Genomic DNA, 22,678 nt, shown 5'->3' on the forward strand with positions numbered 1-22,678 from the left:
AACAAATTTTATCCATACATTTGGCAACTATGATTTGGTCATAGAGTGAATGGATAAAAAGATACATTACTAGATACTTTATACGTGTACGCAATGGAACAATAAAATTCACATTTCCGAAAGGGGAATTATAATGATAAAACTTGTACTTATTCGTCACGGACAAAGTTTATGGAATCTTGAAAATCGCTTTACTGGATGGACAGATGTTGATCTATCAGAGAATGGATTAAGTGAAGCGAGAGAAGCAGGAGCAATATTAAAGAAAAACGGATATACTTTTGATGTGGCTTATACATCAGTATTAAAACGCGCAATTCGGACGTTATGGATTGTACTTCATGAGATGGATCTTACTTGGGTTCCAATACATAAATCTTGGAAGCTAAATGAAAGACATTATGGTGCATTGCAAGGGCTGAATAAAGATGAAACTGCACAAAAATATGGTGAGGAGCAAGTTCATATTTGGAGAAGAAGTGTTGATGTAAGACCACCGGCTCTCACTGAAGACGATCCTCGATATGAAGCGACCGATCCAAGATATAAAACACTCAAAAAAGGTGAATTTCCATTAACTGAATGTTTAGAGGATACGGAGAAGAGAGTACTTGCTTATTGGCATTCAGAAATTGCGCCGACATTAAAAAGTGGTAATAAAGTAATTATTTCATCACACGGTAACACAATTCGCTCGCTAGTAAAATATTTAGACAACCTTTCAAGTGATGGTGTAGTTTCATTAAATATTCCCACTAGCATTCCGCTTGTTTATGAATTAGACGAAAACTTACGTCCGATTCGTCATTATTATTTAAGTATGGATGGAGAAGTACCTGAAGGGGAAATTCCGAAACATATTTCTTTTTAATACGAAAATTTGAAATGAATGCTTGTCTACATATACAATATAGACTCATGGTAAAGTGAAATTTTAATCAGTGGGGGTCTTATTTCCCACAAATAACAGGATAAAAGACGTGGTACTTTCTAATATATATGCGATGTAGCTAATTTTAGAAGCTTGTCCACGTCTTTTGTCATAAAGAGAGCAGCTTGCGCATGTAATGATATCGTGAGTAGTTTTTGAATGGAGGGTGATGTGATTAATGATCTCTAACATTCGAATTGGCTTATTTGTTTTAGCGATTGTCTTTGTAGTCCTTGTTTTCTTTTATTGGAAAAATGAGGAGTTGTACGAGGAGAAAAAGCAACGTATTAGAAAGACTTGGTATGGTTTGTTTATCATATCTGTCACCGTGTATTTCATGATAAAAGGAATTGATTTAACCCTCTGGAAAAATCTTTTAATGTTTACTGCAATGGTTATTTTTGTTGATATTGCGTTCATTTTAACGCCTAATATTTCAGAAATATGGGGTGCGAAATTTAGCGATATTGGCAAGACAGTTCAATCAATAAAACGATCATTAATTGCATCTAAAGCGAGAGGGGAAATATACACGACAATTATTCAAAATGTTAATCCAGCAGTATTCGGTACGATGGAATGGCATACGGAAGAGGAATATACAAAGAGCTTAAATGCATTTTTAGATTCATATGGGGAAAAGATTGGCGCGAAAATTGTTGTTTTTGAAGCCGCGAAGGAATTAAATACAAACTTTCGTGGTATTCGCTCGCAATTTAGTATTATCGTTCCGTTAGAACATATCGAGCAATTGAATGAGCAGAAAGCGGTGCAAGTAGAAAATGTCGGGATTATACCAGCAAAAATAGTAAGTGACGTTTTCATTGTTATTGATGGAAAGAAAAATAACCTGCAAGATCGGGATTTTGAAAATGTATATAATTTAACAATACATCATAGTTATTTTAGTAAATAAGGACAGAATCTTTTTCTGTCCTTTTCTTCTATACATAAATTAAAAACAAAATCCGACAAAGTTGAATAAAATTGGACAATCATTCCTACACTAGCATGTAGAGGTGATTGTAGTGGTAAAAGATTATGACAATGATTTTTTTAAAGAAGGTAACGAAGATACAACAGATTTCTCTTTAATAAAAGGGGATACGTTGCAGCAAGTAGAAGAATTAGAAGAAGAATTAAAAAGAAAATCATAAGTGTACACTCTTTCTACATTTGCTATATAATATAAATAAAAGGTTGTATCTTTTTGAAAAGGGGGAGAAGAGATGGCTGAAGTCAATGTGCAAAAGTCTTCGTTTTTTAAAGAAAAAAAAGAAGAATCAAATACAGATTTCTCTCTTGTGAAAGGTGCATTAACGGAGAATATAAATCGGTTAGAGAAACTGATGAATAATAGTAGTTCAAAATATATACAGGTGAAAAGAACAAAAGAAAATGCATAGAGCATTTTCTTTTTTTTTTTTATTTAATAGTAAACTTTTCTCTTATTTTTTCAGGCAAATCTGCTTTCTGAATCTCTTCATAGGACTTTACTTCAATTGATGATATTTCATTTTTATTATTATCATCTTGATCTACATAAAGGCGTAAAAACGCGTCTGCATTTAATTTATGATTGTTTTCTTTTTTTGTACTTCTAAATGTAATTTGTTTTTTGACGCCATCTTCATCATATGCGGGCAGCGTATAGTTTCGTAAGTTTCTACCATCTACCTTTTCGATAGTTCCTTCGCCTTTTATCTGCATGTAATATACATCTTTACCAATTCTATTTAGTGACGCTCTCTCACAGCCAATAGTAAAACTAGAAAATAATAAACATAGTGTAATAATTGCTAAAAACTTTTTCATTTTCTTTATCTCCTTTAATGTGTTTCTTTAAAAAGTATACGGCTATTATTAAATGAGAAAAATCGATATAGATTACAATGCCCTTACAATGTTGTAAGAGTGTTTTACATAAAATGAACAATAAAAGTTAAAAGAAAGGTAAAATAATGAATCATGGTATAATGATATGAGACTTACATATTATTTTGTCATTTGGAGAGGAGCTTGAAAAATGTATTCTACCTTAGAACAATTAACAAAGCACCCTGTATTTTATCATTTTGCAGAAATTTCAAAGATTCCTAGAGGATCAGGTAATGAAAAGGAAATTAGTGATTATTTAGTGGGCTTTGCAAAAGAGCGTAACTTAGAAGTCATTCAAGATGAAGCATTAAATGTCATTATTAAAAAAGAAGCAACAGCTGGTTATGAAAATGTACCAGCTATTATTATTCAAGGTCATATGGATATGGTTTGCGAAAAAAATCAAGCAACAGTACATGATTTTGAAAAAGATCCAATTGAATTAAGAATCATTGGGGATATGTTATATGCAAATCAAACAACTTTAGGTGCTGATAATGGTATTGCAGTTGCGTATGCATTAGCTTTATTAGATTCAAAAGAAATTACGCATCCAGCACTTGAAGTCGTTATCACTACTGAAGAAGAAACGACAATGGGCGGGGCTTTTGCTATTGATCCAAATCATTTTGAAGGAAAGATATTTATAAATATTGATTCTGAAGAAGATCATAAATTACTTGTAAGTAGTGCAGGTGGTGCGAAAGCTGTTGAAACAATTCCCGTAATTTGGGATGAAACGCCAGCGAATATGGATGCATACCGTCTATATGTTGGTGGTCTAAAAGGCGGACATTCTGGTATGGAAATTGATAAACAACGCGGTAATGCGAACAAAGTATTAGGACGAGTATTACGTGATTTATCAGCACATACGGAGTTTAACATAAGTGAAGTTCACGGCGGATTAAAAACGAATGCAATTCCGCGTGAAAGTGTAGCTACAATTTTAATTCGTACAGAAGATGTAGGACAAGTAGAAGAAAAACTAGAATCATGGACACGTGTATTACAAGAAGAAATGCGTGCTGTTGATCCAGATGTTCATGTTACACTGACAAAATTGGATGAAACAGTTGAAAAAGTATTTGCTAAAGAGACACAAAAGCAGCTTATTTCATCATTATTCTTAATTCCAAATGGCATTCAAAGTATGAGCATGGATATTAAAGGTCTTGTAGAAAGCTCAACAAATTTAGGCGTTATTGAAACGTTGCAAGATGAAATTAAATTACGTAACGAAGTGCGAAGTTCTGTAAGTAGTTTAAAACAACATGTTGCAGAAGAAATAAAATATATTGCTGAATTAGTTGGTGCTACATTTGAAATAGAGTCAGAGTATCCAGAATGGCCATACAATCCAAACTCACAAATTCGTAATTTATTTGAAAAAGTGCATCAAGAAAAATACAATAAAGAAATTGAAATCTTCGCTGTGCATGCGGGGATTGAGTGTAGCGCATTCGTTCAAAAAATGCCTGAATTAGATGCAATTTCATTCGGACCAGATATTTTTAACGTCCACACTCCAGATGAACATATCAGTATCTCTTCTGTAGTGAATAACTGGGGATTCTTCATTGATGTAATGAAGGGTACAAAAGAATTAGCTAAGTAATAACGACGAAATAAAAAGGAGCCTATAAAAATTTATAGGCTCCTTTTTTGTATTGGAATTTATCCCGCTATTTGCAGAGCAGCCCGATTGGTTTAACTAACAATCAGTGGGGGATGAATAAAACCACTACTGATCAAAGTTTCACTTTATGAGAAGTCATTTTTCGTTAGTATGTAATATTAAGCTTGAACAATTAATAAGGATGAATTGTTGATGTTTTTTAGTACTGATGAAGGGGTGGAGAAATGAAGGGAAGAAAGCATTTTATTGTTTGTATGTTTTTATTGTTCTTCACATTTAGTTTTATTGGTGTTCAGAAAATAATAGCAGAGGAAGTTGAATTTACAGGAACAACAGCTCCATTGAATGTAAATGTTAGAGGGGCAAAAAGTTTGAATGCAAATATTGTAGATGTGATTCCCGGAAATACAACAGTATCTTTTAAAGGATGGGAGTATGGTGAAGCGGTTAAAGATTACTGGACAGGAAATTTAGATAATCGTTGGTTTTATTATTTTAAAGATGGAAAAAAAGTATATGTAACGTCAGCGTATATTAATGGAAATCCTCCAAATACATCAATAGATCGTAAATTATCTGTACCTAACATATTACAAGAAAGATCAAATTGGTGTTGGGCAGGCACTTCGGTTTCAGTTTTAAATTATTTTGGGAAAACTCCTTCACAAGATCAGTACGTTAGGTATGTTAAGGGTGGATCATATAATAATCCTGCAACTTCACGTGAAATACAATATGGATTATCAGGATATGGTGTTAGCTCAGCTATAAGTTCTGGAGCAAAATCATATGATTGGTTCAAAAGACAAATTAATAGTAATCAGCCGATGATTGCACTCATTATGTGGCAAAATGGAGCTAACATCGGACACTTTCTAGTACTTGATGGATTTTATAAAGGGACAAATGGAACAGATTATATAACGTACATGGACCCTTGGTATGGTGATCATTATAATCATAATTTCAGTACGTTCCATAACAATAATAATTTTTGGTGGAGTGAAACTGTTTATAATATCCATGCAAACTAATAATATTAAAAGCGGGGGTTCATAAATGGGAAAACTACTTAAGCTTGTGATACCGTGCATGTGCTTAATGACCGTTATTATTTTCGCTAGTAAAATTAGTTATGCATCAAAAAATAAAAGTGAATCAGTACAATCGATCGCATTAAAAGATTATCAATATAGTAAGGGAAGTTCTTCTGAAAATTTAAGTTTTGAAAAAATAACAACATCTCCATTTTCGTTACCAATCTATGCAACAATTCCAGCACAGCAAATTTTAAATAGCTCTGAATTTAAGAATTTACTATTACCAACAAATGAAAAGCTGTGGTTTATTATGAAGGGTGAGCAGCCAGAAGGACTAATTGTTGCGAATGATATTGAACCGATTCGAACGGGCGGAGAAAATAGAAGTAAAGATTTATATGGATTATATACAGCAATAAAGAATAATACAAATGAAACAAAAGATATTAGTTATTTCGAATTTGAAGGGCAAGGAATATTGGTAGTAAATCAAAATAATGATCAAGAAATATACCTTAGTAAAGGTGCCGCTGCCATATTAAAACTTCCTACTGGTCAAAAAGTATTGAGCAGTGAAGTATTACAGAAAATGAAAGAGAGAATTGTAACTGGTTTTGAATAGTGGTAATGTCTGATTCTTTTTTGTGTTTATACAGGGTTGAATAGGGAACAGGATCAATGGTAGCATTAGGGCATCTTTACTGTTTGAAACCTAATAGTGTATATAAAAAGGTTAGAGAAGTTAATTCTCTAACCTTTTTATATTAATGTATGAAATTTAAAAAGTGATGGAGTAAACCAAATAATAAAAATTTGTCTGCTCTTCTATTTTTATTTGCAATTTAAACTCGTTATATTCCGCTATCTATTGTACAACCTTTTTACATAGCTGAATTTTTTTATTTGAAAATAAGGGTGCATCTATAAAACCATAATGATAAACTAAAATACCTAATTCCACTCTAGAATTAATATGCCATTTTTCTTTAATATGATTAATTATCGTTGAAATTCTTCGAGGGGTAACATATATTTTTTTGGAAATTTCTGCATCTGTATATCCTTTTGCTACATAAATAGCTACTTCTAACTCTCTTTCGGTCAACATTCTTTTCATAAAATACGCTCCTTCGAAATTATTTATATAAAAATCAAAAGAAACTATTAAAAGAAATAAAGGTGAAAAATCATATTTATTTTAATCAGGCTATTTGCGGATAGTAAGACTCCCACCTCAAAATTTAGATGTGGCAAAGAAGTCGAACTCCCTGTAAAAGCCTGCCTGGAGTGGACTAATAATCAGTGGGGGGATAAAACTCCCATTAATTATTAGTGAACCATATTTTAATAATTTCTCGTATTGTAATACAAGTTTGTAAAAGAAACTATAAATCCATATAATTAGTAATTGTAACTATATTAATTTTACATTACATTAAAAGTTGGGAAATATTCTTATACTCATAAAGTGTTACATTTGAGGGAGGAAAGATGGAATTCTACAATCTTGGTATTATTATTAAAGAACTTAGAAAGAAAAAAAACATGTCACAATCTGAATTATGTCATGGAATATGTTCACAAAGTCAAATTAGTAAGATAGAAAAAGGTATTATTTATCCATCTAGCATATTGTTGTATCAATTATCTGAAAGACTTGGTATTGATCCAAATTATATATTCGCACTAACCAAAAATAAAAAAATAAAATATATTGAAAATGTAAAATGTGTAATGAGAGATTGTGTGAAACAAAAACAATATAATGAGCTTTACGAAATAGTAAAAAAAGAGAAAGATGAGAATAATTTTCAATCAAAAGAAGATAAACAATTTCTATTATGGCATGAAGCGATTGCTATATATTATGTAAATGGAGCAACAAGTAATGCCTTTGACATTTTAAATAGAGCACTAAAACAAACCTTAAGTAGTAGTAACTTTTTATCAGAAAAAGAAATAAGCATAATGAATTCAATTGCTATAATACATGCAGAAAATGAAGAGTATGAGAAAAGTATAAATATATTAAAACAAAGTTTAATTAATTTTAATAAGATAGAATTTCCTAGAGAAAAAGAAATCAAATTAAGACTCATTCATACGTTAACAAAATGTTTACACCTTGCAAATCAATATGAAGAAGCAATAAAGTATAGTGAAATAGGTATAAAATTAGCGATAAATATGAATACTTTATACTTATTAGGTGAATTATTTTTTGAAAAAGGTGCAATTTTATTGAAAGTTCAGCACTCTAATGAAGTTGGTTTAACAGACATAAAAAAAGCATTATTTATATTTGAACTAACTGAAAGAAAACAATATATAAAAATGATCAAGGAAAAATATATTAAAAATCAAGAATAAACAAGAAAGAATTCTAACATAAACTATTCCTAATTGTTATTTTTTTCTAAAAAAAGTACTGTAATACGAACTATTCCTAATTGTTGTTTATTGCTAAAATAAATACCGTAATATTAGATAAATATAAAGGGTGGCATTTTATGAAATCAAGAGGAATTACTCGTAAAGCAGATAGCATGGGGCGTATTGTTATTCCAATGGAAATAAGACGGAGTTTAGGAATTGTAGAAAAAGATTCTCTTGAAATTTTTATAGAAGAGGACCAGATTATTTTACGAAAATATCAATCTCCAAGAGCTTGTGCACTTACAGGGGATATTTCAGACAGCAATATTTCGTTAGCGAATGGAAAGATTATTGTAAGTCCAAACGGGATGGAACTGTTAATAAAGAAGTTACAGCAATATCTTTTAAAATAAAGTGAAACTTTAATCAGGGGGAGTTTTGTTCATCCCCACTGATTATCAGCCCTCACCAATCTTGCTTTTATGGGCAGCCCGAACCCCCACCTAACTTCTTTGCTTCCGCTGTATTTTAAGGTAGGGGTCTTACTGCCCGGCAAATAGCGGGGTAAAAGGTAAGTAAGAACTTTAAAATAGAATATACTTGAAAAAAATTCCTCTATCAATTTAGGGGTTTTTTTATTGTTATCAATAAAATTGAGGGGCCGTAGTTCGTTCAATGGAATACGAATTACTTCATAAATAGTCTGACTATTTTTTATAAAAAAACTATTCATTTACATTTTTTGGTTTCGTGTTATATTTTTAATGTTAACATATTTGTATTGAAAATTCTGATTTTAAAATTAGGAAAACTTTAGAAAATGAAAGAGATTTTTAAATTAAATTTACCAATTCAATAGAGGTTCGTCGGGGAAATGTACCTAAGAAGAAATCTCTTATAATCCACGTTTTTTATTTGTAAATCGGTAGTTCTAATAGCTCTGACGAAAAGCGAAGGAGCAAAAAAGAAATGGATAGTTTGTTTAATAGAAGATAGGGTATAAAAAATAAAACAACGGAGGTTTTATAATGAATAAAGGAATACTGCAGATTACAGAAATTGAAGAAATTAGCATTCCTAATGTATTGAAGGATAAAATGAAGAATCTGATAGAAAATGAATTGAAAACTCATAATCCTTATACTTGTGATCAAGAAATAGCAGCATATTTTTCAAAAGAGTGGCTTAATTGTTTGATTGACTATTCAAAGAAAAATCCGAATTCAGATATGAAAAACCTACTACATATAATAAAAATAGCGAATTGTGGCGGAAACGTACCACCTACTCTTATTAAAAATACTCCATGTGATCCTATGGAAACACTATTACCTGGGGAAAATCGCAGAGGTTTTAATTATGGCGAAGACGAACACGATAGAATGAAAAAATATTTTTATGCAGAATGGGTCACATGGCTTTTTGCCACACTTTTTAATTATGATGCTTTAATTCACCCATCCGAACATGCAGGGAAAAATAGATTTCATCTTATTTCACCTTTAAACAACGATGAAGTTTTGCGAAATGTCGGTGCAAGCACCGGTGGCGGGAACTTTTATCAACATAACGATGCCACAGTGTATACAGATATGAAAGACCAATCAGATATTGAAGCAAGATTGAAAACATTCAATACGAATTTAGAAATTGTATCAAATAGACTTAATAAATCCGTGGAACGAATAGTGTCTGAAATTACTTGTGGAAAATTTACTAGAGTTGATGCTCTTTTATTAAAAGGAGTGTTAAATTTAAAAACTCAAACTCATATTGGAACGCCAAAATTACTGCAAAAGCATCTTGAAGAAAATCACTTCAGTAAAGATGACATATTGGCGGTAAGTAAAATGCCTATTGCTCATATCTCAGGAATGGCTGATGGTGAAATATCGGGATTTGTAGGAGAAATAAACCAAATTATATTTTTAGATGATAATGGTGATATTATTGCAACTTGTTTGAATGGAGCGGAAAATAGATTAATTTATGTGGGAGAAAGTGAAGAAGAAAAATTGAAATTTGACATGTTTTTAGAACTCTTACGAACAACGCCTACTTATAAGGTTCCACTTACATCTGAAGATTTATTACTTATACCAAATTCATACTATGGTAAACAAACAAATGTAACTCATGGTAGGGAAAGGTTATCTGAGGAAGAATATAAAATCCCGATTGGAAACAATAAATATGGAAGAAGAATTGTTTGCAGACAATACGTTTCCAGTCGATTACGTGATCAAAAAGAAAGTTACTTTACAGATTTAATTAACTAGTTTAAAGAGAGGAGGGACGATGGGGAGGTTTGGGTTATAATAGCTCAAGCCTCCCCATATTCTTTGTATGGATTTTACTATTGAATTACTTATACTACTATTTTTAGTAGCTGTATTAGCAGGATGGATAGATACGATTGCTGGGGGCGGTGGTATGATAACTATCCCGATAATGTTATTAGTAGGTATGTCTCCTTCTGTAGCGATAGCGACTAATAAACTACAAGGGAGTAGCGGAACTCTCATGGCAACAGTGTTTTTTATTAAGAAGAAAGAAATTAATCTTAAAGAAATGCGTTTGTCCATCTTAATGACCTTTTTGGGATCAGTTTTGGGTGGATGGCTTGTTTTACAGATACGAGCAGAATATTTAATCATGATATTACCTTTTTTACTTATTATTATTGGTCTTTATTTTCTATTATCTCCAAATATAGCAAACGAAGATCGACCGAGAAAAATAAGTATGTTGTTGTTTGCGTTAACAGTGGCTCCATTCCTTGGATTTTATGATGGTTTCTTCGGCCCAGGAACAGGTAGTTTAATTGCTTTAGCGTTCATTCTTTTATGTGGATATAGTGCTACGAGAGCAACTGCAAATGCTAAAATCTTGAATTTTACAAGTAATTTCGCTGCTTTGTTATATTTTATTATTTTTGGCCAAATCGATTGGACAATTGGGTTGATTATGATGCTTGGTCAAATTATAGGATCGTATATTGGAGCGAAGATGGTGCTTACAAAAGGGACGTCATTAATACGACCAATAGTGGTTATTGTTTGCTTTGTCATGGCAATTAAAATTTTTTTACAAAATATAAACTAAATGTAATCAATATATTATTTGGATCAAAGTTAGAGTGTTTTCATGTTCTTATTGCAGTATTACGCTGTTTAAGATGTGTTCAAAATTACACAATTTGACTAGTGTAATATATTGCGTTATGCTTTTTTTAGTATAAAAGAAAGGCTTGAAGATAATGATTCGTCGTTTGAGAAAGCTAAAAAATGTAGCAGTCGTAGTAAGCTTCTAAGTAAATAGCAAAATATATAATACTTAGAAGCGAGGAATAAAGTTATGAAGTATCCATTATTTAATCATTGGTCAGAAACAAAGTATATAAAAGATATAGTAACAAATCCACTCATTGAAGTAGGAGAGTACTCCTATTATTCAGGCTATTATAGCCATCAAAATTTTGAAGATGGCTGTGTAAGGTATTTGTGGGGAGATGCTAAGTCTCAAGCACTTTTCAATCCAATTGAACAGATGGGATGGCATCTTGATAAACTCATTATTGGGAATTATGTTTGCATTGCAAGTGGGGTAGTCATTTTAATGGGTGGTAATCATAATCATCACTCAGAATGGATTACAGTATATCCATTCGCTGAGCAAATCAAACAATCATATGAACCAAAGGGCGATACAGTCATTCAAAGTGATGCTTGGATTGGAATGAATGCTATAATAATGCCTGGCGTTACTATTGGTGAAGGGGCAATTGTTGCTGCAGGATCTGTCGTAAGTAAAGATGTTCCGCCGTATACAATAGTTGGTGGAAATCCTGCTAAGGAAATAAAGAAACGATTCACTGATATAGAGACAAATATGTTAATGGAAATGCGTTGGTTTGATTGGGATAGGAAATTGATTGAGAAGGCAATTCCGCTGTTATCTAGTCCATCCATCGAACCATTATTTGCTTTTTATAAAAATGAAGTGAAAAATAAATAAATCAGTTAGAAAAACTACATCCAGTATAGGGTGTAGTTTTTTTATTACAAAAAACTAATAGTTTAGACTAAATAAAATTCATCTCTAATATAGGTCTAGCAAATAGCTGAATTGAATAATTAAAATCCTTGATAGCTAATAAAGCATTAACGGGCAGTAAGACTCCCACTGATTAAAGTTTCACTTTATTTTTTGTAAATATGGAACAAATGTAGCATCTAGATTGTCTATTAATTGTAATCCTAAAAAATATGAAAGTGCGAATCATTTTGAAAAATATAAGGGGATTAAAAATAGGGATATGTGTGGGAGTACAAAGTATCAGGGCACCTAAAAGTGTCGGATGAGATGGTCTATATGAAAGCGATCCTAACGTCTAATATGTATATATAATTTGAGAACACTGTCTATTTTTTTGAGATTATGTTAGAATAACGGTTTTTTTGAGTACAAAGGTATTGGAGGTAACAGAAGTGAAAGGTATGTTTTGCAAGAGATTTATTGCAATAGTAACAGTGCTTACACTATTTTTTAGCATGTTCGTTACATTTGGAAGAGCAGCAGCGGAAACAGTTTCTGCTATAGACGTTGAAGCGGGATCAGCAATTTTAATAGAAGCAAATTCCGGAAAAATTTTATATGAAAAAAATGCAGATGAATCATTGGCAATTGCTAGTATGACAAAAATGATGAGCGAATACTTAGTTCATGAAGCGGTGGATAAAGGAAAACTTAAATGGGATCAAAAAGTTAAAATCTCTGAATATGCACATAAGATTTCGCAAGATCGTTCATTATCAAACGTTCCATTAGAAAATGGTGGCTCTTATACGGTAAAAGAGTTATATGAGGCAATGGCAATTTACTCTGCAAATGGTGCAACAATTGCTTTAGTTGAACAGATTGCTGGTAAAGAAGTCAATTTTGTAAAAATGATGAACGATAAGTCGAAAGAGTTTGGAATGAAAGATTATAAATTTGTAAACTCTACAGGCTTAACAAATCAAGATTTAAAAGGATATCACCCAGAAGGGACAACTCTAGACGAGAAAAATAAAATGTCTGCAAGGGATTGTGCAATTTTAGCGCAACGTCTTATTCAAGATTTCCCCCAAATATTAAATACAGCAAAAATTCCTAAAAAAACATTCCAAGAGGGTGGTAAATATCCAATTGATATGGCGAACTTTAATTGGATGTTAAAAGGTTTAATTAAGCAATATGAAGGTGTAGATGGTTTGAAAACAGGAACGACTCCAGAAGCGGGAGATTGTTTCACTGGTACAGTAGAAAGAAATGATATGCGCCTAATTTCTGTAGTGATAAAAGCAAAATCTCATACGGCACGTTTTGATGAAACAAAGAAATTATACGATTATGGATTTGCGAATTTTGAAGTGAAGAATTTCTATGGAAAAGATTCAGTAATAAAAGGATATGAAACAGTTCGAGTGGCAAATGCAAAAGACAAAGATGTAGTAGTTCAAACGAAGCAAGCTGTTTCACTTCCAATGTCGAAGGGCAATAAAGACATTTATAAAAAAGAATTTAAAGTATTGAATAAAGAACAAGAAGCGCCTATTAAAAAAGGTGTAACAATTAGTAAAATGATTATCTCGCCTAAAGATAATACAGATCCTGGGTTCTTATCAGGTAAATCATTACAAATAGACCTTGTAACAAAATCTGATGTGGAACAAGCAAAGTGGTTTACACGTTTTATGCGTAAAACAGGATCTTTTTTTAGTGGTATGTGGGATAGTGCGATTGATATAATAAAAAGCTAATTTTATAGGATACAACTAAATGTTTCACTTTATAAAAATTTAATAAAATCTTTTCTTTGTATTAAATGTTTTGTTTTAAATTATGTATATAAAGAAATGGAGGTAAAATTAACTTTGTACTGCTTATATTAGAAATTTAAAGAAACAATATGTACAATTCTACACTACATTCTTATAGTGGCCTTTATGAACAGCAAGATTTATATTTTACAAGGAGAACATTTTATGAGTAAGAGAATAAAAGAATTAGATTCGATACGAGGGTTAGCGGCACTTACTGTGGTATTTGGACATTTTTGTTTAATGCTACCATCGTTGCCTAATTCTATTAAATTTTCCCCGCTTAGGTTTTTATGGGCGGGTGGGGAAGCTGTTATCGTTTTTTATGTACTAAGTGGTTTTGTGTTATCTATGGCACTTTATCATTCAAAAACAAATTATTGGGGATATTTAATTAAGAGATTTGTAAGAATCTATATTCCTTATTATTTTTGGATAATCGTTACCTTTGTTTTATTTATTTTATTTTCGTCGTATGAAGTGGTAGGATTACGGGATTGGTTCTATGATAGGTGGCAAGGGTCTATAACAAAATTAGATATTCTAAACCACTTTGTGCTTCTTAATAACTTTTTTACGGAAAATTATAATCCAGTTATTTGGTCATTGGCTCAAGAAATGCGTATATCTATTGTGTTTCCTTTGTTATTCCTTCTTTTTTATAAACTGAATTGGAAGAAAACGATACTATTTGCTTTGAGTTTTTCATTAATTAGTGTTGTTCTTAATATGTTGCATATTGGGAAAGCTGAAGGATTTTATAATGGTTATGCTGATACACTGCATTTTACATCTATGTTTATGGTTGGAATGTTACTTTTTAAGTATCAGGAAAAACTTATCTACTCATATAGGAATATGAAAAAATTTAAAAAAGGATTTCTTATTGCATTAGGGGTTATCCTATATTTATATTCCATTTTAATTTATGGTTTTTCCCGTAATGATACAACTTTCTTATTAAAAGATTGGGGTGTCGTAATGGGGGTTAGTATATTTATTATAATGGCTATGAGTAACCTAAAAGTAAAAGCATTTCTAAATAAGAGTGTATTTGTATATTTAGGAGAAATTTCATACAGTATCTATTTGTGTCATTTTCCAATCATGATGGTACTATTTAAACTATTGTATACAAAGATACCTATCTTTTTCCTTCTTACTTTGTGCATTGCAATGACACTACTTTTTTCTATAGTTTCATATCATTTAATCGAAAAGAAATGTATCAACTGGGCAAAACAAAGAACAATAAATTTTTTGAAAAAAGTATAATTTCTAGATAGATTTTATCTCTTTAGTAAATTTATGAATATGACCGATTCTTAAGTATACTTAGGAATCGGTCAATTTTGGATTCTAAATATAAATATAGTAAAGTGGAATATAATTGAAATCGAAAACCACTTAGAAATAACAATTACGGTGTGAGCTATTGTATAGTATAGATATGGTTAATAATAAAGGGGGAATACATATGTGGAAGCGATTTGTAGCAATTGGCGATAGTTTTACAGAGGGGATAGGGGATGAAGTTGAGGGAATTGCATTAAAAAGCTGGGTAGATTATTTTGTTCAACTGTGTGAAAACGATATAGAATATGCCAATTTTGCAAAGCGTGGGTTAGTAACTAAAGAAATTCGCTCGCAGCAATTGGAAAAAGCGCTAACTTTTAATCCAGATTTGGTTAGTCTCATTGCAGGGGCAAACGATGTTTTAAAAGGACGTTGGAATCACGATGCATATAAGAACGATATGGAATTTATAATAGATACATTAAGTAAAGCAGGGGCTGATATTATTATAGCAAACCTTCCAGATTTTACAGTTAGGCTTCCTTTTGCTTCTGAAAAAAAACAAGTAATAAAAGAACAATTATTAGAGGCAAATGAAGTTATACATTCACTGAGCAGAGAGTATAAGCTTCATCATGTTGATTTTTGGAATCATCATTTAGTTAATGACAATACGCTTTGGTCTAAGGATTTAATTCATCCAAACTCAAAAGGATATGTAAAAGTTGCTGAATTAATTTTTAGTAGTTTGCCTGTACAGAAGACAAAATAATAGTTTGCAATGTAACGAATATGATATTAAGTGTATGAAGCTATGTTTTTTAGTAAATGGAAAGAACTAAACATTTAGCAAACAAAGCGTTTCTACGATATATTTCTACAGTAGTGCACAAATACAGAATCACAAAGAAAGATCACTTATGGAAATAGGTGGTCTTTAAATGTTTTTATAACTAAATTAGTATATACTGTATTACTAACAGTTTCGTACTACATAAAAATTAAGTTCTCTTATAGAAAAACTGATTTTATATTATCTTAAAATATAATAAAACGTTCAAAACATATTTTGGGTATGTATCCTAATTGTGAATGATGTGTAATTTTTTGAAGTATAAATATCCAATAAATAAAATAGGTAGTAGGTGCAGAAGTATTAATACTATATTATTCAATTCTTGTTATGAGTACATTAGTGATTGGTAATATTATATTTTTATTATCAACTTTAGTTATTGGGATTAATTTGCATAGAAAATATGTAGGATAAGAAAAAAATATACTTTATTGTATATTTTTTTGTTTAGTAGGATTTACGGTCTCTTTAAACTATTATGTTAATAAAATTAAAAAACTTAATTCTTGATACCCTTATGGTTAAAGCTATCTATAAAATGAAAATATAAATAAATAATAGTTTGTTATGATTTGTGGATTTGGTTTTTTATCCGAATTTTCTGATTCAAATATTTCAACTTTATGAATATAGTAGGTGAAATATTTGTGTGATAGTATTTGAGATAGAAAAAAGCCAACTTTAAAAAGGATGTGAATTGAATGTGTAAACGACTGTAAAGGGTTATATTAAGGCAACGTTTAGCTGTTATTAGTGTAAGGTAAAGATATATTTTGTAACAGTTGATATAAAAATGAAGAAATAGGTACGCTTTCGTTTGTCTGACTATTTTAAATAAATGAAAAATAAGACCGGTTTGAGTTTTGGCGAAGTTAAATTCTAGGTGAGATGTCAATAATGATTAATTAGGTTTAATAAAGAGGTACCTTATACGCAAAAGCGTTTATATTAGTAACCTAAGGAGCTTGCTTTTATGAAAACTACTGATTCAAAAGGCCTATTAGGAAATAGGGTTTATTTACAAGTTTTCTCTGCCTATTCATTGCTTATGCTTGGTGTTTTTATTGATATGTTAGCGATTATGACTATAGTTGGGTTTGAATGGGAAGTAGATCCTACTATGATTGGATTGATTCCTGTTGCATATGCACTTCCTGGAATTATTTTTGGCTCATGGGCAGGTGTTATTGCAGATCGTTTTAGAAAAATTCCAATTATGATGTTCTGTAATCTAATGGTTGGTCTAATAACAATTGCTCTTTTATTTGTACAAGATATCCACTGGCTCTTAGTGGCATTAATGATTCGTTCCATTTTTATTGTTTTCTATTATCCTGCACAGCAAACACTAACAAGACAGATTGTATCCCCGGACTTGCTTACTAAAGCAGTAAGTATCAACGGAATAGTAGAGCAGGGTACCAAGATAGTAGGCCCCCTTATAGGGGGCATGTTGTTGAGCTGGTTTCAACCAGAGTTCTGCCTCATTATAAGAGCTATAAGTTGTTTATTAGCTACCTTAGTTCTGATACCCACAATAAAATTTAAAGAAACTATATCGAAAGAATTTGTTGAAAAGCAAAAACAAAGTACTTGGACCGCTTGGGTACAAGGGTGGGGTTATGTGTTATCTAATCGGATAATATTATCAACCATGATTTTCGTTACAATAGCCATGGCAGTATTACAATTAGTAGACTCACAATTCCCAACTTTATTTAAGAGCTTATTCCCACATGATAAAAGTAAAATGGGATATATCATTTCTATTATTGGTCTTGGCGGAATACTTGGTGCATTACTAACTCAGAAATTAAAACAATTTCAATATGGCTGGGTAGTATGTGGAGGTATGGTTTTAATGGGAATTGGTTTTGGGGGGATTGGTTTGATAACGCCCGGTACGGTCTTCGTTTTAGCTTATTTAATTAGTTTTATCGCTGGTATCGGAAGTGGGCTGATGCTTGTATCTAATCAAGTCATTTTACAAATAGAATCCGATCAAGATCAAGTAGGAAGAGTATTTGGTATACAAAGCAGTTTAACAAACGCAGTTCTAATTATTTCTCCTGCTATGAGTGGTCCATTAGTGCATTTGTTTGGAGTAACTCAACTCTATGTTTATGGAGGGATTGGGCTTGTTATTATTGGAGTAATTGGAGTTTCACTGCAGAAATATTTATGGGCTAAACATAAACACGAACCTATAAGAGCAAATAATTTTTGAAGGGAAGATTTTTATGACCAATGAGGAATGCTATCCATTAAGCCATCCGCAGCGAAGAATATGGTATACAGAAGTCGTTCATTCTGATAAAGGGATATGTAATTTAAGATTTTTATTTAAACTTCATCGAAAAATGAATTATTCAAAATTAAACCAAGTTGTGAATCGCGTTATCAGTGAAAATGACGGTCTGTGCATTAGGTTAAAAGAAAATGGGCATCAGGAACCGAAACAATATTTTACTAAACATGAAGAACAAGAATTTGAGTTTTTTGATTTCAGTAATGTGGAGAATACAAATTTGCTTGAGGAATGGATTGAGCAGAAAACAAAAGAAACGTTTACATTATTTAATTCAAATTTATACTATTTCGCTTTAATAAAATTAAACGATAATGAATGTGCAGTCTTTGGAAATGTTCATCATATTATTATGGATGGTTTATCAATTCAAATATTTACTGAGCAGATTGCAAAATATTATTATGACATGCATAACGAGAATGAGGAAGGCGAAATTAAAAATTCATATGTTCAATTTCTGACCAACGAACAAACATACTTGAATAGTAGTCGCTTTCAAAAAGATCAAAAATTTTGGTTAGAGGAATTTAAAACACTGCCATCTGTGACTGGATTGAAGCCTTATAATACGTACCAAGTTAGTACAAAAGCATCGCGTGAGACGTTTATATTAACGGAACATTTGAAGAGAAAGATAGAAAAATTTTCTGAAGATTACAAAAATAGTTTATATACTCTTTTTGTTGCTGCTTTTTCGTTGTCCATGTATCGGTGGACCTCATCGCTTGATATTGGTTTAGGAATGGCTTACGGCAACCGTATGACTAAAATGGAACGAAAATTGATTGGAATGATGGTGAGTACAGTTCCTTTAAGAATGGATATTGATCCAGAAGAAGAAGTACTTTCATTTATTAGTAGAGTGTCCAGAAAACAAAGTAAATCATTAAGACACCAGAAATATCCATTTGATTTGTTATTAAAGCAGATTAATAAAGAGAATAACAGTAATGTGAGACTTTTCGGAACTACGATTGATTATAGGGATCGTGATGAAAGTGGTGACTCACTATGGATTCCAAACCGTGAAGAAGTACAAGATTTTGCAGTTCATATTGAAAATCTAATTGATATAGACTCTTTACATGTACATATTGATTATCGTGAGGAGCTATTTTCTAAGGAAGAGATAGAACGATTCTTTAACGTTATGCTAGTGATACTGGAAAATATTTTTGAAAACCCAAAGCAGAAGGTGGCTGAAATAGAAATCATTTCTGAGGAAGATAAAAGAAAAAGTTTAGTTGAGTTCAACAATCCTAAACTGGATGTCCCACCTCAAGTAACTATTCATGAAATGTTCGAACGGCAAGCGATGATTTATCCAAATGCTATTGCAGTTACGTATGAAAAAGAAAAAATTACTTATAAGGAGCTTAATGAACGTGCAAACCAGTTAGCTCATTATCTGCAGAAAAAGGGAGTAGGACCTGATACTTTAGTTGGACTGTGCGTTGAACGTTCCCTCGAAATGATTGTAGGTATTTTAGGAATTTTGAAGGCTGGTGGGGCTTATGTTCCACTTGATCCAACATATCCAGAGCAGCGACTTCAATATATTTTAGAAGATGCTAGCATTCAGTTATTCGTAACGCAAGAAAGTTTAAAAGAATTGAACTGGTTACCAGAAAATGTTGAGTCGATTTGCCTGGATTGTGATCAAGATGAGATTGGGAAAGAAAGTAAGACTTTGCCGGTTTCTAGTGTCGGTCCCCAAAATCTGGCATATGTGATCTATACTTCGGGATCAACAGGAAATCCAAAAGGTGTTATGATAGAGCATCACAATGTTATACGGTTATTTAAATCGACGGATTGTTTGTATCAGTTTAATGAAAAAGATACTTGGACGCTTTTTCATTCGTATGCATTTGATTTCTCAGTATGGGAAATTTGGGGAGCGTTATTATATGGTGGAAAATTAGTTGTTGTTCCGTACTGGATTAGTCGATCACCTAAGGATTTTTATCAATTATTGGTGGAGGAAGAAGTCACAGTTCTAAATCAGACACCTTCCGCATTCCGCCAATTAATACGAGTGTGTGAACAAGAAGATAAGAATAAAAATTTGCAGCTGCGTTACGTGATATTTGGAGGAGAAGCGTTAGAACCTATTGGCTTGTTACCGTGGTTTCAAAGGTATGGGGAGAAAAAACCACAGTTAATTAATATGTATGGAATTACAGAAACTACAGTTCATGTTACATATTATCCAATTACTCTAGATGATGTGCAGCATGCTTCAAGAAGTAATATTGGAAAGCGGATTCCCGATTTAGAAGTGTATATACTAGACGCTTATCAACAACCTGTTCCTATAGGTGTTGATGGTGAACTTTATATTGGTGGAGCAGGATTGGCACGTGGATATTTAAATAGACCTGAATTAACAGCAGAGCGTTTTATATCTCATCCATTTAGTAGTAATCCGAAAGCAAGATTATACCGGACAGGAGACTTAGCTAGGTATTTGCCAGATGGGAATCTAGATTATCGTGGAAGAATTGATCATCAGGTTAAAATACGTGGTTTCAGAATTGAGATTGGGGAAATTGAGTCTACTTTAAATACATATGCATCTGTAACAGAGGCAGTTGTAATTGTAAGAGAAGATCAGCCGGGCGATAAAAGATTAGTAGCATATGTTGTAGGAGATGGAAATGTAGATGCGTGGAGAGAGTATCTTAAAGCGAAACTACCAAGTTATATGGTTCCTTCGGGATTTGTGGCGATGGAAGCTATTCCACTTACAGCTAACGGTAAAGTTGATCGTGAGGCCTTACCTATGCCAGAGGAAAAGCAGATTAATAGTGAATGTGTTGGCCCTCGGAATAGTAACGAACAGATACTGACTACCATTTGGAAGCGAGTATTAGGTGTTAAAAAGGTGGGAATCTATGATAATTTCTTTGAAATTGGTGGCGACTCGATTCTCAGTATTCAAATCATATCTCAAGCAAGTCAAGTGGGGTTAAAACTTACTCCAAAGCAAATGTTTGAATGCCCAACTATCGCTGAGCTGGCACAAGTGGCTATAGAAACGCAGGGAGTACAAGCGGAGCAGGGAATTGTGATAGGTGATGTGCCTCTTACTCCAATTCAGTGCTGGTTCTTCGAGCAAGAACATCCACATACAGAGCATTGGAATCAATCAATGCTTTTAAGAGTAAAAGAAAGATTGAATGTGAAATTACTAGAGGGAGCGATATTAAATTTACTGAAACATCATGATGCTTTACGTTTCCGGTACGAACAGTTACCAAACGGAACGTGGAGGCAGAGAAATGAAGGGACTGATGAGCTGTCAGTACTCCATGTTGTAAAACGTAATCAAGTTAATGAAAAAGAGTGGAATAAAATAATACAAGAAGAGATGAACATTAATCAAGCTAGTTTCAATTTAGTTACTGGTCCGTTAATGAGAGTAGTGTACTTTGAAGATAACTTGACTGGAAATGATCGAATATTCTGGGTGATTCATCATTTAGTAGTAGATGGAGTGTCATGGAGGATTCTATTGGAAGATTTACAGGTGGTATATAACCAGATGAAACAAGGTCAAGAAGTTCGCTTACCTGCGAAAAGTACATCTTTTAAAGAGTGGTCTGAACGACTCCAGACATACAGTGATTCGGGGATTTCAAAAGAAGTACAAAATTATTGGAATGAACAAGTAGAAAAAGAAACGATGAAAATTCCAATGGACTATCCAATACAAGAAACAACAGAAGAATCGATTGATCAAGTGAAGAGGACTTTAGGAATAGAAGAAACACAAACATTGTTACACGAAGTTCTAGTCACTCATAAGACAAGGATTGACGAGGTACTATTAACGGCATTAGGACAAGCTATCGTTGATTGTATAAATCAGCAAACCGTTTCTATTCATCTAGAAGGACACGGAAGAGAAGAGATGATTGAAGGTATTGATTTATCAAAAACAGTGGGCTGGTTCACGAGTATTTATCCCGTTCATCTCAATTTTCAAGGAACTCAGACACCTATTGAAGGGTTAAAGGCTGTCAAAGAACAATTACGTCGAATTCCAAATCGCGGAGTTGACTATGGTATTTTACGTTACTTGAATAAAGGATTACTTCCGTTTTATCAGCAAAAGCCTTCAATAAGCTTTAACTATTTGGGCCAATTTGATCAGGTGTTTTCAAGGGACTCTTTGTTTATGCAAGAGACAGGATTTACATTTTTAGATCATGCTCCAGATTCCAAACCATCTCATCTAATTGAAGTTATCGGAATGGTGAAAGATGAAAAGTTACATTTTATTTGGATGTATAGTAGGGAACAGTTTTCTAAATTAAAAATTCAAGTGATAGCAGATGGTATGTTAAGGCATCTCCGTCAACTTATAAATAAACCAACAACAGAGTCTGCTTTTACGGTATCAGATTTTGCTGATGCAGAGGATCTTACGGAAGAAGGCTTAAGCAAAGTATTACTTAAATTAACAAAGAAGAGGGTGTAAA

General features: G+C 32.3%; 19 protein-coding genes. 17 read left to right on the plus strand and 2 right to left on the minus strand.

From position 1 onward, the window contains the following. The first annotated feature begins 133 nt into the window (after positions 1–133). The 4 genes from gpmA (at position 134) to spoIISB (ending at position 2,337) form a co-directional block, all read left to right on the plus strand. Entirely contained in the window at positions 134–871 is a 738-nt protein-coding gene (gene gpmA / locus V7S45_RS11910; protein ID WP_000594152.1) for a 2,3-diphosphoglycerate-dependent phosphoglycerate mutase, read from the plus strand. Between the two features lie 238 nt (positions 872–1,109). Next, positions 1,110–1,847 (plus strand): type II toxin-antitoxin system SpoIISA family toxin, encoded by a 738-nt coding sequence (locus tag V7S45_RS11915; protein WP_000624977.1) that lies wholly within the window; start codon positions 1,110–1,112, stop codon positions 1,845–1,847. 112 nt (positions 1,848–1,959) lie between these two features. Then, entirely contained in the window at positions 1,960–2,088 is a 129-nt protein-coding gene (locus V7S45_RS11920) for a hypothetical protein (RefSeq protein WP_000237819.1), read from the plus strand. A 72-nt stretch (positions 2,089–2,160) separates the two neighbouring features. Beyond that, positions 2,161–2,337, plus strand: a complete 177-nt coding sequence (gene spoIISB, locus V7S45_RS11925; RefSeq protein WP_000852629.1) for a stage II sporulation protein SB — start codon at positions 2,161–2,163, stop codon at positions 2,335–2,337. 19 nt (positions 2,338–2,356) lie between these two features. Here spoIISB and V7S45_RS11930 read toward each other — a convergent pair whose 3' ends face one another. Next, a complete protein-coding gene (locus V7S45_RS11930; RefSeq protein WP_000713869.1) occupies positions 2,357–2,746 on the minus strand; it encodes a YxeA family protein in 390 nt (129 codons plus the stop codon). Positions 2,747–2,957: 211 nt separating this feature from the next. Here V7S45_RS11930 and pepD point away from each other — a divergent pair, with 211 nt between their 5' ends. The 3 genes from pepD to V7S45_RS11945 all read left to right on the plus strand — a co-directional run bounded on the left by pepD (position 2,958) and on the right by V7S45_RS11945 (position 6,110). Next, positions 2,958–4,427, plus strand: a complete 1,470-nt coding sequence (pepD, locus tag V7S45_RS11935) for a beta-Ala-His dipeptidase (RefSeq protein ID WP_000287548.1) — start codon at positions 2,958–2,960, stop codon at positions 4,425–4,427. 245 nt (positions 4,428–4,672) lie between these two features. Continuing rightward, on the plus strand, positions 4,673–5,482 hold the full coding sequence (locus tag V7S45_RS11940) for a papain-like cysteine protease family protein (protein ID WP_342761833.1): 810 nt from the start codon (positions 4,673–4,675) through the stop codon (positions 5,480–5,482). Between the two features lie 25 nt (positions 5,483–5,507). Further along, entirely contained in the window at positions 5,508–6,110 is a 603-nt protein-coding gene (locus V7S45_RS11945; RefSeq protein WP_000517271.1) for a hypothetical protein, read from the plus strand. A gap of 243 nt (positions 6,111–6,353) precedes the next feature. Here V7S45_RS11945 and V7S45_RS11950 read toward each other — a convergent pair whose 3' ends face one another. Continuing rightward, positions 6,354–6,605: a LuxR C-terminal-related transcriptional regulator gene (locus V7S45_RS11950; RefSeq protein ID WP_000827560.1), complete on the minus strand. Its 252-nt coding sequence runs from the start codon at positions 6,603–6,605 to the stop codon at positions 6,354–6,356. 374 nt (positions 6,606–6,979) lie between these two features. On the opposite strand from V7S45_RS11950, the gene V7S45_RS11955 reads away from it, so the two are divergent. From V7S45_RS11955 to V7S45_RS12000, 10 genes are all read left to right on the plus strand, one after another. After that, a complete protein-coding gene (locus V7S45_RS11955) occupies positions 6,980–7,858 on the plus strand; it encodes a helix-turn-helix domain-containing protein (RefSeq protein WP_000397979.1) in 879 nt (292 codons plus the stop codon). Between the two features lie 140 nt (positions 7,859–7,998). Then, entirely contained in the window at positions 7,999–8,277 is a 279-nt protein-coding gene (locus V7S45_RS11960; RefSeq protein WP_025687553.1) for an AbrB/MazE/SpoVT family DNA-binding domain-containing protein, read from the plus strand. Positions 8,278–8,892: 615 nt separating this feature from the next. Then, positions 8,893–10,143 carry a hypothetical protein gene (locus V7S45_RS11965; protein WP_025687554.1) on the plus strand — a complete coding sequence of 417 codons (1,251 nt, stop codon included), beginning with the start codon at positions 8,893–8,895 and terminating at the stop codon, positions 10,141–10,143. 67 nt (positions 10,144–10,210) lie between these two features. Then, the gene (locus V7S45_RS11970; protein ID WP_000347994.1) at positions 10,211–10,969 is read left to right on the plus strand and encodes a TSUP family transporter; all 759 of its coding nucleotides are present in this window, start codon (positions 10,211–10,213) and stop codon (positions 10,967–10,969) included. 252 nt (positions 10,970–11,221) lie between these two features. Next, a complete protein-coding gene (locus V7S45_RS11975; RefSeq protein ID WP_025687555.1) occupies positions 11,222–11,881 on the plus strand; it encodes a CatB-related O-acetyltransferase in 660 nt (219 codons plus the stop codon). 473 nt (positions 11,882–12,354) lie between these two features. Beyond that, complete coding sequence (locus V7S45_RS11980; protein WP_342761834.1) at positions 12,355–13,668, plus strand: D-alanyl-D-alanine carboxypeptidase family protein; 1,314 nt, start codon at positions 12,355–12,357, stop codon at positions 13,666–13,668. A gap of 186 nt (positions 13,669–13,854) precedes the next feature. After that, positions 13,855–15,003: an acyltransferase gene (locus tag V7S45_RS11985; protein ID WP_025687556.1), complete on the plus strand. Its 1,149-nt coding sequence runs from the start codon at positions 13,855–13,857 to the stop codon at positions 15,001–15,003. A gap of 202 nt (positions 15,004–15,205) precedes the next feature. Next, positions 15,206–15,796, plus strand: a complete 591-nt coding sequence (locus tag V7S45_RS11990; protein ID WP_142292967.1) for an SGNH/GDSL hydrolase family protein — start codon at positions 15,206–15,208, stop codon at positions 15,794–15,796. A 1,057-nt stretch (positions 15,797–16,853) separates the two neighbouring features. Further along, a complete protein-coding gene (locus V7S45_RS11995; RefSeq protein WP_000858613.1) occupies positions 16,854–18,107 on the plus strand; it encodes an MFS transporter in 1,254 nt (417 codons plus the stop codon). A gap of 13 nt (positions 18,108–18,120) precedes the next feature. After that, positions 18,121–22,677 (plus strand): amino acid adenylation domain-containing protein, encoded by a 4,557-nt coding sequence (locus V7S45_RS12000; protein WP_342761835.1) that lies wholly within the window; start codon positions 18,121–18,123, stop codon positions 22,675–22,677. Position 22,678 lies beyond the last annotated feature (1 nt).

Source organism: Bacillus sp. BR3(2024) (genome assembly GCF_039134555.1).
Classification (GTDB): Bacteria; Bacillota; Bacilli; order Bacillales; family Bacillaceae_G; genus Bacillus_A; species Bacillus_A cereus.